The sequence below is a fragment of the Rhodococcus kronopolitis genome (assembly GCF_042654025.1).
GTDB lineage: Bacteria > Actinomycetota > Actinomycetes > Mycobacteriales > Mycobacteriaceae > Rhodococcus_G > Rhodococcus_G kronopolitis.
This window is the reverse complement of record NZ_JBHSFO010000004.1, coordinates 91,918-105,301: the sequence shown is the minus strand read 5'-3', so window position 1 is coordinate 105,301 and position 13,384 is coordinate 91,918. Positions and strand designations below refer to the sequence as shown.

At 69.6% G+C, this 13,384-nt stretch carries 10 protein-coding genes; 3 read left to right on the top strand and 7 right to left on the bottom strand.

Annotated elements, in window-relative coordinates:
- Window positions 1-9 precede the first annotated feature (9 nt).
- On the bottom strand, window positions 10-2,184 hold the full coding sequence (locus tag ACFO6S_RS09405) for a transglycosylase domain-containing protein (protein WP_378416909.1): 2,175 nt from the start codon (window positions 2,182-2,184) through the stop codon (window positions 10-12).
- A 601-nt stretch (window positions 2,185-2,785) separates the two neighbouring features.
- The gene (locus ACFO6S_RS09400; protein ID WP_378416300.1) at window positions 2,786-3,211 is read right to left on the bottom strand and encodes a DUF5318 domain-containing protein; all 426 of its coding nucleotides are present in this window, start codon (window positions 3,209-3,211) and stop codon (window positions 2,786-2,788) included.
- A gap of 224 nt (window positions 3,212-3,435) precedes the next feature.
- On the opposite strand from ACFO6S_RS09400, the gene ACFO6S_RS09395 reads away from it, so the two are divergent.
- From ACFO6S_RS09395 to abc-f, 3 genes are all read left to right on the top strand, one after another.
- Window positions 3,436-3,996, top strand: a complete 561-nt coding sequence (locus tag ACFO6S_RS09395) for a PadR family transcriptional regulator (RefSeq protein WP_378416298.1) — start codon at window positions 3,436-3,438, stop codon at window positions 3,994-3,996.
- Complete coding sequence (locus ACFO6S_RS09390; RefSeq protein WP_378416296.1) at window positions 3,989-5,086, top strand: inositol-3-phosphate synthase; 1,098 nt, start codon at window positions 3,989-3,991, stop codon at window positions 5,084-5,086. Before ACFO6S_RS09395 ends, ACFO6S_RS09390 begins: the two co-directional genes overlap by 8 nt.
- A 294-nt stretch (window positions 5,087-5,380) precedes the next feature.
- The gene (gene abc-f / locus ACFO6S_RS09385; RefSeq protein ID WP_378416294.1) at window positions 5,381-7,039 is read left to right on the top strand and encodes a ribosomal protection-like ABC-F family protein; all 1,659 of its coding nucleotides are present in this window, start codon (window positions 5,381-5,383) and stop codon (window positions 7,037-7,039) included.
- An 89-nt stretch (window positions 7,040-7,128) separates the two neighbouring features.
- On the opposite strand, the gene ACFO6S_RS09380 is transcribed toward abc-f, so the two are convergent.
- From ACFO6S_RS09380 to ACFO6S_RS09360, 5 genes are all read right to left on the bottom strand, one after another.
- Window positions 7,129-9,279 (bottom strand): transglycosylase domain-containing protein, encoded by a 2,151-nt coding sequence (locus ACFO6S_RS09380; RefSeq protein WP_378416292.1) that lies wholly within the window; start codon window positions 9,277-9,279, stop codon window positions 7,129-7,131.
- 521 nt (window positions 9,280-9,800) lie between these two features.
- The gene (locus ACFO6S_RS09375) at window positions 9,801-9,989 is read right to left on the bottom strand and encodes a hypothetical protein (RefSeq protein WP_378416290.1); all 189 of its coding nucleotides are present in this window, start codon (window positions 9,987-9,989) and stop codon (window positions 9,801-9,803) included.
- Window positions 9,986-10,864, bottom strand: coding sequence for a carbohydrate ABC transporter permease (locus tag ACFO6S_RS09370; protein ID WP_378416289.1), 879 nt, complete (start codon window positions 10,862-10,864; stop codon window positions 9,986-9,988). The genes ACFO6S_RS09375 and ACFO6S_RS09370 overlap by 4 nt, the downstream gene beginning before the upstream one ends.
- Complete coding sequence (locus ACFO6S_RS09365; RefSeq protein WP_378416288.1) at window positions 10,864-11,919, bottom strand: carbohydrate ABC transporter permease; 1,056 nt, start codon at window positions 11,917-11,919, stop codon at window positions 10,864-10,866. The genes ACFO6S_RS09370 and ACFO6S_RS09365 overlap by 1 nt, the downstream gene beginning before the upstream one ends.
- A gap of 66 nt (window positions 11,920-11,985) precedes the next feature.
- A complete protein-coding gene (locus tag ACFO6S_RS09360) occupies window positions 11,986-13,269 on the bottom strand; it encodes an ABC transporter substrate-binding protein (RefSeq protein ID WP_378416286.1) in 1,284 nt (427 codons plus the stop codon).
- Window positions 13,270-13,384: the final 115 nt, after the last annotated feature.

Sequence of the window (13,384 nt, the reverse complement as noted above, 5' to 3'; positions counted from 1 at the left end):
CAGGCGACGTTACCGACCGACCGCCGCCCCGGCCCCCTGCTGGGTGCCCTGGCGCGCACCGCCCACGCCCATGCCGGCGCCCATGCCGGCGCCCGGGTCGGTGTCCTCCTCGCCGTCGATCGGCTGCCCCGCCAACGGACCGGTGGTGGTGGTCGGCGCCGCGGACGGCGTCGTCTGCATCGGCTTGACGCCGGGGAGCGGGATGGTAATGCCGGGGAAGATCTCGACCGGGGTGGTGGTGACCACCACCGGCGGGATGGTGAGCGGGCTCTTCGACGACGTGGTCGGCGGAGCCGTGGTGACCGGCGGCGGGGTGTACGGCGCCGTGTAGGCGGGCACACCGGCCTGACCGGCGATCGGCTCCGGCGTCGGGAAGGACTCGATCTCGGTGCCCTCGAGCGCACCGTCCATCGTCGCCTTCCAGATGTCCGACGGCATCCCCGAGCCGTACATCAGCCCGCCCCAGCTGTTCTGCAGCGGCTGACTCTGCTCGGTGCCCACCCAGACCGCGGTCGCCAGCGACGGCGTGTAGCCGACCATCCAGGCGTCCTTGTTCTGGCCGGTGTCGCCGAGCTGCGCGGTGCCGGTCTTCGCGGCCGACGGCCGTCCGCCCGCCAGGCCGTGGCCGCGCGAGTACGCGGCGATCGGCTGCAACGCCGAGGTCACGTTGTCGGCGACCGCCGGCTTGAGCCGGGCCTCACCCGGAACGACGGTGCCGCGGTCGAGCAGCACGGTACCGTCGCTGGTCACCACCTTCTGCACGAAGTGCGGGGTGCGGTAGACGCCGGACGCGGCCAGCGTCGCGTACGAGGACGCCATGTCGAGAACCCGGGACTGGTACTGCCCGAGCACGATGCCGTACTCCGAGGACCCGTTCGGCTCCTGCAGGCTGACGCCCCCGACGCTCGGGATGTCCTCGGGGATGCCGGCCTTGTGCGCGATGGCGGCGATCTTCTCCGGGCCGTCCTCGATGGACATCATCTGCCGGTAGAAGCTGGTGTTCAGCGACCGCTTCATCGCCTCCGCGATGGTGCACGTCCCGCAGGACTCGCCCTCCACGTTGGTGATGGTGATGCCGCCGATCGTGAGCGGGCCGCTGTCGTACATCTTCGACAGCGGGATGCCCTCGTCGAGCGCCGACGCCAGGCCGAACACCTTGAACGAGGAACCGGTCTGCAGGCCGGCCTGTGCGAAGTCGTACCCGGATCCCTCGGTGCCGCCGTAGTAGGCCTTCACCCCACCCGTCTTCGGGTCGACGGACACCACTGCGGTCCGCAGGTCCGGGTCCTCGCCCTCCATGTACTTGGTGACCGCGTCCTCCGCGGCCGTCTGCGCCTGCTGGTCGATGGTGGTGGTGATCTGCAGGCCCTCGGTGTTGAGGACCTGCTCGTTGATGCCGTTGGCGGTCAGTTCCTGGAGCACCTGTCCGCGGATCAGGCCTGCCGGACCGCTGCCCTCGGCGCCGGTGTCCGACTCGGAGAGCGGGACCACGTGCGGGTAGATCATCCCCGCGCGATCGCTGCTGGGGAGGGTCTTCGCATCGACCATGCCGTCGAGCACGTAGCCCCAGCGCGTCTCCGCACCGGTCGGGTTGGTCGACGGGTCCAGTCCGTACGGCTGCTGGATGCTCGACGCCAGCACGGCGCCCTCTTCGACGGTCAGCTCCTCGACGGGCTTGCCGAAGTACGCCTCCGAACCGGCCGCGATGCCGAACACGCCCCGACCGAAGGGGATGGTGTTGAGGTACGCGGCGAGGATGTCGTCCTTGGACCACTGCTGCGCCATCTTCGCCGCGATCACCAGCTCACGCATCTTTCGCGTGATCGAGCGCTCGTTGCCGACCATCGCGTTCTTCACGTACTGCTGGGTGATGGTCGAGCCGCCGCCGGCGCTTTCCTTGCCGAGCACGTTGTCACGCGCGGCGCGGGCGAAGCCGGACACCGAGAAGCCCGGGTTGGTGTAGAAGTCGCGGTCCTCGGCGGCGAGCACCGCGTTGCGCACGTGCACCGGAATCTGGTCGATGGACACGTCGGTGCGGTTGCCCTCGGGCGGCACGATCTTGCTCAGCACCGAACTTCCGTCGGCGGCATAGATGGTCGCGACCTGGTTGGTCTTCATGTCGCCGGGCTTGGGCACGTCGACCATCACGTAGGAGATCATGAAGGCCAGGATCGGGATGACCATCCCCAGCGCGACGAGGCCGTAGGCCGTGCGCCGGACGATCTTCCAACGGTTCGACCCGGCCTTCTTCTTCGGCGGCTTCGGCGGCTGCCCACCGGTGCCACCCGACCGGCGCGAGGACGGCGGCGGGCCGGCCGGCGGTCGTCCGCCGGGTCCGTTGCCACCACCGGGGGCGGTCCGGGGCGCGGCGGGACGCGGAGCCCCGGCCCGGGGCGCGCCGGGGCGCGGCGCGGCCGGGCGCTGCGCCTGTCCGCGTGCCGCGTAGTTCGGCTGGCCGTGGTTCGGCTGCGCATTCGGCTGCCCGTAGTTCGGCTGGCCGTTCGGCTGCCGGTTCGGCTGGCCGTTCGGCTGGCGGTAGTTCGGCGGCGCCGGCGGCCGCGGGTAGCCCTGGTTGGGCCGCGGCGCACCCGGCGGCGGGAAGTTGGGCTGTGAGTACCCGGGCTGACCGCCCGGAGGCGGACCACTCGGGCGCGGCGGTCCTGCGGGTCGACCACCCGGCGCGTTGTCGTAGGGGGTACTCACGTGGGAATCTCCAGTGCTCGCGTAGACACGGCTGTGTCCGTCGGTATCAGCCGGTGAGGGCTTCGGTTCGGGGGCTTCGGGCTCACTCGCTGGCGATGCGCCGACCTGGGGGGCGGGACGATCGACTCCGTGCCCTCTTGGGAGCGGGGACTGATCCGAGAACGAACGACTGCACCAGGTGGTTCCAACTGCAGGTCCGGCACACCTCGACAACGTGCACCGAGAACTCCTCCTGCGTGTCGGCCAGTCGAACCAGCTCCTCGGCCGTACGAGCCGAGCCCGAGGTGGCGCCCAGCTTGTCGCCGAACACCCATGACACGAGCACGAGCTGCTCTTTTCGGCAGATCGGGCAGGTCACATCGGAGCTCTTGCCGTGGAACTTTGCGGCGCGCAGCAGGTACGGATCGGCGTCACACACTTCCTTGACGCCCGTTCGACCGGAGTAGACCTCGGCCAGCAGGGATCGCCGCTGGAGCGCGTAGTCCACCACCTGCCGCTGCAATCGCACGTGAACCAGAGTACGTGGACGGGGGGCACCGCGGACCCCTGGTTGCGGCGGCAATAGTCACATTCTCCGGGCACGGGAGGGTGATGTCACCGCCGCGCCGCGCCGCGACACGCGACGCGCGGGACCACCAGACACGTCCGGTTCCGCGCATCGTATATATCGGTGCGATATAGTTTGAGATCGCATCAAGCGGTTAGGTATGTGACGACTCAGGAGGTGGCGCGATGCTCGAACTGGCAGTTCTCGGGCTGCTCCTCGAGTCGCCGATGCACGGATACGAGCTGCGCAAGCGGCTGACCGGACTGTTGGGCGCATTTCGCGCCTTCTCCTACGGCTCCCTCTACCCGACGCTGCGCAGGATGCAGGCCGACGGGTCGATCGCCGAGGACACCGGGGCGCCGGGCACCGTCATCCGACGGGCCCGACGCGTGTACGCGCTCACCCCGGAAGGTCGGCAGCGGTTCGCCGAGCTCATCGCCGACACCGGGCCGCAGAACTACACCGACGACGGATTCGGCGTCCACCTCGCCTTCTTCAGCCGCACCCCCGCCGAGGCGCGGATGCGGATTCTCGAGGGCAGGCGGCGTCAGGTCGAGGAGCGCCGCGAAAGCCTCCGCGACGCGATCGGGCGGGCCACCGGCTCCCTCGACCGTTACACCCGCCAGCTGCACCAGCTCGGACTCGAGTCGAGCGAGCGAGAGGTCCGCTGGCTCAATGAGCTGATCGCAGCCGAGAACACATCAAATGCAGCCCTCAAGAATGAAGGAGAACCCGACCATGGGTGAGAACAGCACCGCGGTGCGCGTAGCCATTGTGGGCGTGGGGAACTGTGCCTCGTCCCTGGTTCAGGGCGTCGAGTACTACAAGGACGCCGACGAGACCGCGACGGTCCCCGGCCTGATGCACGTGAAGTTCGGCCAGTACCACGTCCGCGACGTCCAGTTCGTCGCCGCGTTCGACGTCGATGCCAAGAAGGTCGGGTTCGACCTGTCCGAGGCCATCCTCGCCAGCGAGAACAACACCATCAAGATCACCGACGTCCCGCCGCTCAACGTTCCCGTCCTGCGCGGCCCGACGCTCGACGGCATCGGCAAGTACTACGCGCAGACCATCGAGGTCTCCGATGCCGAGCCGGTCGACGTGGTCGCCGCCCTCAAGGCCGCCAAGGTCGACGTCGTCGTGTCCTACCTGCCGGTGGGCTCCGAGGAGGCCGACAAGTTCTACGCGCAGTGCGCCATCGACGCCGGTGCCGCGTTCGTCAACGCCCTGCCCGTCTTCATCGCGTCCGACCCGGTGTGGGCCGCGAAGTTCAAGGACGCCGGCATCCCGATCGTCGGTGACGACATCAAGAGCCAGGTCGGCGCCACCATCACCCACCGCGTGATGGCGAAGCTGTTCGAGGACCGCGGCGTGGTGCTGGACCGCACCTACCAGCTCAACGTCGGCGGCAACATGGACTTCAAGAACATGCTCGAGCGTGAGCGCCTGGAGTCCAAGAAGGTCTCCAAGACCCAGGCCGTGACGTCGAACCTGACCGGTGCGCTGGCCGGCAAGGTCCACGACCGCAACGTCCACATCGGTCCCTCGGACTACGTGGAGTGGCTCGACGACCGCAAGTGGGCGTACGTCCGCCTCGAGGGCCGCGCCTTCGGTGACGCCCCGCTGAACCTCGAGTACAAGCTCGAGGTCTGGGACTCGCCGAACTCCGCCGGCATCATCATCGACGCCGTCCGCGCGGCCAAGATCGCCCTGGACCGCGGCATCGGCGGACCGGTCTACCCGGCCTCCGCCTACCTGATGAAGTCCCCGCCGGTCCAGATGGCCGACGACAAGGCTCGCACCGAGCTCGAGGCCTTCATCATCGGCGCCGAGTAAGAGCAGCGCAGCAAACACGCCCGTGGCGGTGGGGGAGTCTTCGGACTCCTCCACCGCCACAGGCGTTTTCGGGCCGGTTTCGCATCGGCCGGAAGAAATCGGTGGACAGCCTCGATCGGTGAACCTACGGTTGTCGGCATGGGCACACTGAATTCCTAGGTCGGGACGCCGCGTCGAGCATTCTCCGCGGCGAGTCCTGAGCGCACACACCCCGCCCGACTCGGCGGGCAGGTCGTGCGAGGACTCATTCCTCTCGATCACTCGGACTCCCGTCCGGGGGCAAGGACCGCGCCCATGCCCGTCCCTCAGTTCTCCCTCCGCTCCGCCTCGAAGCGCTACGGCGACCGCGTCGTCCTCGACGGCGTGGATCTGTCGATCTCGCCGGGCGAGAAGGTCGGTGTCGTCGGCGACAACGGCTCCGGCAAGTCGACCCTGCTCGCGCTGCTCGCCGGACGCACCCCTCCCGACAACGGTGAGGTCCGTGTCGTCGCACCGGGCGGCATCGCGCACGCCGCGCAGTCGCTGGACCTGCCCGGCGACGCGACGGTCCAGGCCGCGATCGACCACATCCTCCGCGACGTGCGCGCGCTGGAGACACGCGTCCGCGACGCAGAACAGCGCATCTCCGGTGCCGCCGCGGACGAACTGGATGCACTGCTCGACGAATACAGCTCGGTCACAGCCCTGTTCGAGAGCATGGACGGATACGGAGTCGACGACCGGGTGGACAGCGGCCTGCACGGCCTCGGCCTGCCGAACCTCGACCGGACCCGCCCGCTCGGCACGCTCTCCGGCGGAGAACAGGCCCGCCTGGCGCTCGCCACCGCCCTGGCCTCGAATGCCGAACTGCTGCTGCTCGACGAACCCACCAACGACATCGACGACGCGGCGGTCGCGTGGCTCGAGGAACGTCTGCTGACCCACCGCGGCACGGTCGTGACGGTGACCCACGACCGCGCGTTTCTGGCCCGCCTGACCCCGGTGATCCTGGAGGTGGCCGAGCGGGGTGTGCGGCGCTACGGCAACGGCTACGACGGATACCTCGCGGCGCAGGCCGAGGAACGACGGAAACGCTTGCAGCGGTATGAGGAGTGGCGGTACGAACTCGCGCGCAACGCACACCTCGTCGAGGCGAACGCGTCGCGGCTCGCAGCGATCCCCCGTAAGCAGGACAAGGCCGGGTTCGGCCACGGGGCGTTCCGAGCCCGTGGCCGCGACCACGGCGCGATGGGACGCATCCGCAACGCCAAGGAGCGGATCGAACGACTCACCCTCGATGCCGTGGCGCCACCGCCGGATCCGCTGCGGTTCACCCCCTCCCTGTCCACACTGGTCACCGGACCGCCCGACGGCCCGCTGGTGCGACTGCACGACGTACGCGTCGGCTCCCGGCTGACGGTCCCCGAACTCGAGGTGCCTGCCGGGGGTCGACTGCTGGTGACCGGCCCGAACGGCGCAGGCAAGACGACGCTGTTGCGGGTGATTGCGCGCGAGATCGTGCCCGACGGCGGCGCGGTGCGCGCACCGGCCCACGTCGGGTTCCTCCGGCAGTCCGGCGGGACGTGGCCTGCCGCGTCGACACTTTCGGAGGCCTTCGCCGCGCGGCGGACCGGCGACCCGGACGACGCCGACGCGGAACTGCTCTCGCTCGGCCTGTTCCGGCCCGACGACCTGCATCGGCCGCTCGCGGAGCTGTCCCTCGGGCAGCGCCGGCGGCTCGAGGTGGCGCTGCTGGCCTGCTCGGGCGCCGAACTGCTGTTGCTGGACGAGCCCACCAATCACCTGTCCCCGGCCCTGGTCGAGGAACTCGAGGAGGCCCTCGCCTCGTTCGCGGGCACCGTCGTCCTGGTCACCCACGACCGGCGGATGCGTCGACGGTTCCGCGGCGAGGTCCTCGACCTCGCCGGGTGCGGCCTGTCGGAACGCCCGGAGCGTCGGGGAGACCTGGTCTGAGGTTCGGGTTGGGTCGACGATGGCCCGAAGACAGCTGTGGCGGTGGGCGAGTCCGAGGACCCGCGCACCGCCACAGCGGCTGGGCGGCCTCAGCCGGGCAGCGGGATGACGATGCCCGGCAGGATCTCCACCGTCCGCGGCGGTGCCGGCGGCGCGGGTGCCGGTGCAGGTGCGGGCGGGAGGATCACCGGCGGCGCCTGCGGCACGACCGGCAGGATCTGGGGCGACACCTGCTCGGGGGCGGGAGCCTGCACCGGGGCCTGCTGGACGCGTCCGCTGCCGGTCGAGGCGAGCGAGCCGCCGCCGGTGTTGACGGTGGAACTTGTGCCCGACCCGGAGGGGGCGCCACCGGAATAGGTGGGCACTCCGGCCTGGTTGTCGATCGGCTTCGGCCACGGGAAGGACTCCCAGTCGGAACCGCCGATGGCCCCGTCCATGGTCTCCTTCCAGATGTCCGACGGCAGGCCCGAACCGTAGATCGAGCCGCCCCAGCTGTTGACGATCGCCTGCGGTTGCACCCCGCCGACCCACACCGCGGTGGACAGCGACGGCGTGTAGCCGACCATCCAGGCGTCCTTGTTCTTCCCGGTGTCCCCGAACTGCGCGGTGCCGGTCTTGGCCGCCGACGGCCGTCCGCCGGCCAGCGAGTGTCCGTTGGAGTAGGCGGCGATCGGCATCATCGCCTGGGTGACGTTGTCCGCGACCGCCGCGTCGACCCGCTGTTCGCCGGGGTCCGGCATCCGGTCCAGCAGCACCCGGCCGTCAGCGGTGACCACCCGCTGCACGAAGTGCGGTGCCCGGTACACCCCGGACGCGGCCAGAGTGGCGTACGCAGAGGCCATGTCGATCGGACGGGTCTGATACTGCCCCAACACAATTCCGTCCTCCGGCGGGCCGCCGTCCTGACTCAGGGTGGGCCCCTCGACGCCGGGGATCTCCAGCGGCACACCCGCCCGGTGCGCGACATCGGCGATCCGCTGCGGACCGTTCTCCATGGACCGCGTCATCCGGTAGAAGCTGGTGTTGAGTGACTGCTTGAGCGCCTGCGCAATGGTGCAGGTGCCGCAGCCCTCGCCGGCGACGTTGGTGATCTCCACGCTGCCGACCTTGAGCGGGGCGCTGTCGAACATCGTCTGCAACCCGCGGCCCTCCTCGAGCAGCGCAGCCAGACCGAACACCTTGAACGCGGAACCCGTCTGCAGCGGCGCCTGCGCGTAGTCGAACCCGGCACCCTCCGCACCGCCGTAGTAGGCCCGCACGCCGCCGGTGCGCGGGTCAATCGAGACCACCGCGGTCCGCAGTTCCTTCGGCTCGCCGTCCATGGTGCCGGTCACCGCGTCCAGCGCCGCGGCCTGCGCGGCGGGGTCGATGGTGGTGCTGATCTGCAGACCCTCGGTGTTGAGTTCCTGCTCGCTGATCCCGGCGGCGGACAGTTCCCGGAGCACCTGGGTGCGAATCAGGCCCTCCGGACCCCGCGCGGCGCTGGCGTCGGGCACCTGGGCCAGGGGCAGCACCGCGGGGAACTCCACGGCCTTGCGCTCCGCCGAGCTGAGGGTGCCGAGCTCCGCCATGCCGTTGAGGACGTAGTTCCAGCGCGACTCGAGCCCCGTGCGGTTGGTCTCCGGGTCCAGGCGCGAGGGACTCTGGATCACCGACGCCAGCACGGCGCCCTCCGCGACCGTCAGGTCGCCCACGGGCTTGTCGAAGTACGCCTTGGACGCGGCCGAGATGCCGTAGGCACCGCGACCGAAGTAGATGGTGTTGAGGTAGGCGGCGAGGATGTCGTCCTTGGACCACTGCCGCGCCATCTTCGACGAGATCACCAGCTCGCGCATCTTGCGGACCACGTTGCGGTCCGCGCCGACCAGGGTGTTCTTCACGTACTGCTGGGTGATGGTGGAGCCGCCACCGGCGCTGGCCTTGCCGAGTACGTTGTCCCGCGCCGCCCGGACGAAGCCGGAGACCGAGAAGCCGGGGTTGGTGTAGAAGTTGCGGTCCTCCGCGGAGAGCACCGCCATCCGCACGTGCTCCGGGATGTCGACCAACTCCACCTCGGTCCGGTTGCCCTCCGGCGGAACAATTTTGGTAATCACCGAGCCGTCCGTCGCGAGGACGGTCGCCACCTGATTGGTCCGCATGTCGGACGGTTGGGGAACCACCGCCAGGCGATAGCCGATCGCGAAGGCCGCGGCGGGCAGGACGACCAGCAGCAGCACCGCCGCGACCGCGGACCAGAGCATCCACCGCCTGCGCCGCGGGGGAGTGGGACCCCCGCCCGATGCCGACTCGGGGATTTCACCCGGCGGCGGCGTGGGGGGCTCGCCCGGCGCGGGGGGCTCGCCCGGCGACACCTTGGCGGTCCCGACCGGAGCCGACGGGGCCGGTTTCCCCGGTCCCGATGCGGGCGGCTTCCCCGATCCCGACGCGGGTGGTTTCCCCGGTCCCGACGCGGGTGGTTTCCCCGGAGCCGACGGGGCCGGTTTCGCCAGGGCCGGTTTCCCCGGAGCCGACGGGACAGGCTTCCCCGGAGCCGGTTTCCCCGGAGCCGACGGATCCGGCTTCCTCGGTCCCGATGCGGGCGTTCCGCCCCGCGGGCCATCGCCCCCCGAGGTCTTGGGGCGCGATCGATGGTCCGAGGTGTCGCCGGCGGGCGAGCTCACATTCAGTCTCCAAACGGCTGCGGAGTTTGCCTTACCTATGCATACTCACACCGCCGGACCGGACAATCCACCGAGACACGCCCTCGGATACAGATCGGCCGTCAGGCCCGATTCCTCGCCCGCACCGCCATTACCAGCACCACCACCAGACCCAGTAGCACCAGGGACGGCGTGGCGCCCGCGGTCCCGCGGACGATCGAGACAACGACCGCCACGAACGTGACCGCGGTGAAGAACCCGAGCAGACCGATCAGCATCTCGAGCTGCTGACGCCGCCGTGCCCGGTTCACGACTTGACGCCGCCCGCGGTCAGACCCGACACGATCCGGCGCTGGAACAGCAGCACCATGATCACCAGCGGGATCGTCACCAGGGTGCCCGCCGCCATGATCGCCGCGTACGGCTGCTCCCACGAGTTGGCGCCTGCGAAGCGGGCGATCGCAACGGTCACCGGCTCGGTGGCCTCGGTCGACAGCAGGCTGGCGAGCATGAACTCGTTCCAGGTGGCGATGAACGCGAGGATCGCGGTGGTGAACAGCGCGGGTGCGGCCAGCGGCATGATGACCAACCGGAACGCCTGACCCCGCGTGGCGCCGTCGATGCGGGCCGCCTCCTCGAGTTCCCACGGCAGGTCCGAGAGGAAGGAGGTCAGCGTGTAGATGGTCAGCGGCAGCACGAACGAGATGTTCGGGATGATCAGTGCCTGGTACTGACCGATCCAGCCGAGGTCGCCGAACAGCTGGAACAGCGGGGTGACCAACGCGACGGTCGGGAACATCGACGCCCCCAGGATGATGCCGGTCACCACGTACTTGCCGCGGAACTCCACGCGCGCCAACGCGTACGCGGCGAACACGCCGAGCAGCAGGCCGACCGCGGTGGTGGCCGCGCCGATGATCAGGCTGTTGCCGATCGCGGCGAGGAAGTCGTTGCCCTTGTCGGTGGCCAGCGCCGCCCGGAAGTTGTCCAGGGTCAGCGTCGTCGGCCACGGGGTGGTGTCGAAGGTGTCCGCCACCGGGCGCAGCGCGGTGACGACCATCCAGTAGAACGGCGCCAGGCCCCACAGCAGGATGACGATCACCCCGACGTAGGTGCGCGCGGCCGGACCGAAGCGGCGGCGCTTGACCGTGGGCGCAGGCCCGGGGGAGCGGTGTCGCCCGGTCATCAGTGGTCACCGCCCTTCCGCTGCTCGTCCTGGGTACGCACGGCGTTGGCGCCGAGGAATTTCACCATGATGTAGGCCACCGCAAAGATCATCAGGAAGATCAACGTCGACAACGCCGACGCGCTCTGGAGATTGCCCTGGCGGATGTCCGCGACCGCCAGGATCGACACCGTCGTGGTCGGGGTTCCGCCGGACGTACCCGCCAGGATCGCGGGCAGGTCGTACATGCGCAGCACGTCGAGGGTGCGGAAGAGCACCGCGACCATCAGCGCGGGCTTGACCAGCGGCAGCGTGATCGACTTGAACCGCTGCCAGGCGTTGGCCCCGTCCACCCGGGCCGCCTCGTAGACGTCCTGCGGGATCATCTGCAGGCCGGCCAGGATGAGCAGCGCCATGAAGGGCGTCGTCTTCCACACGTCGGCGACGATCACCGCGAACCGCGAGGCCCACGGGTCCGTCGTCCAGGCGATGGAGGTGCCGAGCAGGCTGTTCGCGACGCCGTTCTCGGCGAAGATGAAGAACCACAGCTTCGCGGTGACCGCGGTCGGGATCGCCCACGGGATCAGCACGCTGGCGCGCAGCAGGGACCGGCCGAAGAAGGTGCGGCCCATGATCGTCGCCATCCACAGGCCGAGGAGCACCTCGATGGACACGGTGACGACCGCGAAGAAGAAGGTGACCCCGACGGAGGGCCAGAAGTCCGCGCCCAGGGTGCCGGGCGCGCAGCTGCCGGAGCCGGACCCGCAGTTGCCGGTCAGCCACATCAGGTAGTGGTCGAAGCCGGCGAACCCGCCGTCGACGAAGCGTCCGGTCTCCGGGTCGACGCCCTTGTTCTTCTGGAACGAGAGGTAGACCGCGCGCAGCACCGGGTACACGATGACGACGGCGAGGATGACCATCGTCGGGGCGATCAGCCACACCGCCCGCAGGTCGCGCTTGCGCTTGGGCGGCGCGGGCGACGGTGAGTCACCGAAGGGGACGTCGCGGCCGGAGTCGATCACTCCGGCCGCGACGCGGCCCCCGTCGGCTGGCCTTGGCTCGGCAGAGTCAGCCATTGTCGAATTACCTGGTCCTCGTCTCGAATGGGATCTGCCGAACCGGATGTGCCGGGCGGCCGGGTGTTACTTGGCGGCCTGCACGATGGCCGCGGACATGTCGGCGGTCGCCTGGTCGACGGTCGCCTTGCCGGTGAGCGCGGCGGTCGCGTTGTCCTGGATGGCCTTGGAGATCGCGCTGTAGTACGGGGTGACCGGGCGCGGCTGCGCGGTCTCGAGCGCGGCCTTCAGTGCCGGCAGGTACGGGTACTTGGCGATCAGCGCGGCATCGCTGTACACGGACGCGAGCACCGGCGGGAACGAGGCGTCCGCGAAGGACATCTGGTTCTCTTCGTTCTGGATGAACGCGATGAAGTCGCGCGCGGTGGCCTTGTTCTTGGAGTAGACGTTGATGCCGTCGTTGTAGCCGCCCAGGGTGGACGCACCGGCACCGGCGGGACCGACGATCGGCGCGACGCCGACCTTGCCCTTCACGGCCGAGCCGTCCTCCTCGGCGTTGGTGTACATGTACGGCCAGTTGTAGGCGTACATGGACTCGCCGCCGACGAACGCGAGGTTGGTCTCCTCCTCGGTGAACCCGGTGGAGCGCTTGGCGATCTGGCCGCCGGTGTAGGCATCGACCATCGCCTGCAGGCCTGCCTTGGCCTCGGGGGACTCGACCTCGGGGGTCTTGCCGTCGGCACCGACGACCGCGCCGCCCCAGGAGTTGATGAATTGGGTGGTGTTGACCGTCAGGCCCTCGTACTGCTTGAGCTGGGTGACCAGGCAGTCCTGGACGCCCTTCTCGGTGGCGACCGCGCAGCTGTCGGTCAGCGCCTTCCAGTTCGCCGGCGCGGCCGGGACCAGGTCGGTGCGGTAGTAGAGCAGCTGGGCGTTGGTGTTCTGCGGGCCGGCGTAGACCTTGCCGCGGTAGGTGGCGCTGTCGACCGTCGCGGGCAGCAGGCCTGCGGTGTCCAGGGCCAGCGAGCCCTCGAGCGGCTGCAGCCAGCCGTTGGCGGCGAACTCCGCGGTCCAGGTGACGTCGAGCGCCATCACGTCGTAGTCGGCGTTGCCGGCCTCGAGCGACTGGACCAGCTTGTTGCGCTGGTCGTCGGCCTCACCGGGCAGCTCCTTGAGGGAGACCTGCTCGTTGGGGTTGGCGGCATTCCACCGCTCGATCACCGGCTGCAGCTTGTCGGTGTCGTTCTTGCCCATCGCGAACGAGATCGCACCGCGACCGTCCTGGTTCTGGCCGACGGCGTCGTCGACGCTGCCGCCACCGCCGCTGTCACTCGAGCAGCCGGTGAGCGCGAGCAGCGCAGCGGCCGAGGCCGCCACCGCAATCCGCGAACGCGTGTTGAAAGAACGCATGGTCCACCCTTCATCAAAGACGATCTACGGCCGCCGGACGGCGTGAGCTGTCCCACCCGAGGCACATGTCGACGCCTACTTTGGCACGAGCGGCCGGTGATTTCGGTAATTACCC